The 1226-nt window shown below is 70.7% G+C and carries 2 protein-coding genes; both read right to left on the bottom strand.

The genetic code is table 11. From position 1 onward, the window contains the following. Positions 1 to 883: beta-ketoacyl synthase N-terminal-like domain-containing protein (locus DEH69_RS13660; protein ID WP_147255570.1), on the bottom strand; the 883-nt coding region annotated here is incomplete at its 3' end. 7 nt (positions 884 to 890) lie between these two features. Then, positions 891 to 1226: acyl carrier protein (locus tag DEH69_RS31505; RefSeq protein WP_181727427.1), on the bottom strand; the 336-nt coding region annotated here is incomplete at its 5' end.

Raw genomic sequence — 1226 nt, 5'->3', positions numbered from 1 at the left:
GGCCATTGCTCGCGCCGTCCTGGTTGACGGCCATGCCGCGCACCACCGCCAGCACCTGATGGCCGTTGCGGCGGGCGTCGGAGAGGCGTTCCACCAGCAGCATGCCGACGCCCTCGGCCCAGCCCGTGCCGTCGGCGGCGGCCGCGTAGGACTTGCAGCGCCCATCGGGTGAAAGCCCGCGCTGGTAGCTCATCTCGATCAGCGTCTCGGGCGTGGCCATCACCGTCACGCCGCCCGCGAGCGCCAGCGAGCACTCGCCCGAGCGCAGCGCCGCGATCGCGTGATGCAGGGCGATCAACGACGACGAGCAGGCCGAGTCGACCGTGACGGCCGGGCCTTCGAGCCCGAGAGTGTAGGCGACGCGACCCGAGGCGATCGCGCCCGTGCTGTTGTTGTAGGTGTAGTCGTGGTACATCATCCCGGCGAACACGCCGGTCGCGGTGCCCTTGAGCGACGTCGGGTCGATCCCGGCGCGTTCGAGCACCTCCCACGACGCTTCGAGCAGGAGCCGCTGCTGCGGGTCGATGATCAGCGCCTCGTTGGGCGCGATCCCGAAGAAGCCGGGGTCGAACTCCCCCGCGTCATAAAGGAATCCACCCTCGCGCGTATAGGTCTTGAAGGGCAGCCCCGGCTCGGGGTCATAGATCCCTTCGATGTCCCAGCCGCGGTTCTCGGGGAACCACGAGACGGCGTCAACCCCGCCGTCAACCAGCCGCCACAGCTCCTCGGGCGAGGCCGCGCCGGGGTAGCGGCAGCTCATCCCCACGATCGCGATCGGCTCGCGGGCGGCCGCCTGGAGGGCGCGGTTGCGCGCGCGGAGATTCTCGGTCTCCTTCAGCGACGCACGCAGCGCCGCCACGAGTTTCTGGTCGGTGTCCGGCATCGTGTCCTCAGTCTCGCGCGGCGTCGTCCAGGTCGGTGTCGTGCAGGGCCATGCTGATCAGGGCTTCGGCGTCCATCGCGTCGATCGAGTCCTGTTCGGGCTCGGGTTCGACCGCGGCAGCGGCGGCGGTGGGGGCGGCGCCCGCGAGTTCGAGCAGGGTGTCCATCAGCCCGGCGTCGCGCAGCCGGGTGAGCGGGATCGAGCCGAGCAGGCGGCGGATCCGCTCCTCGTGGTCGACGGCGTGACCGCCGTTCCCGTGGTCGGGTGTCACCTCGCTCACCAGGTGGTCGGCCAGCACGCGGGCGTTGGGGTAGTCGAAGATCAACGTGGGGGGCAGCCGCAG

This window comes from Streptomyces sp. PT12 (assembly GCF_003311645.1).
Taxonomy (GTDB): domain Bacteria; phylum Actinomycetota; class Actinomycetes; order Streptomycetales; family Streptomycetaceae; genus Streptomyces.
Note: the sequence above shows the minus strand (reverse complement) of the source record. Positions and strands in the feature narration are given on the sequence as shown.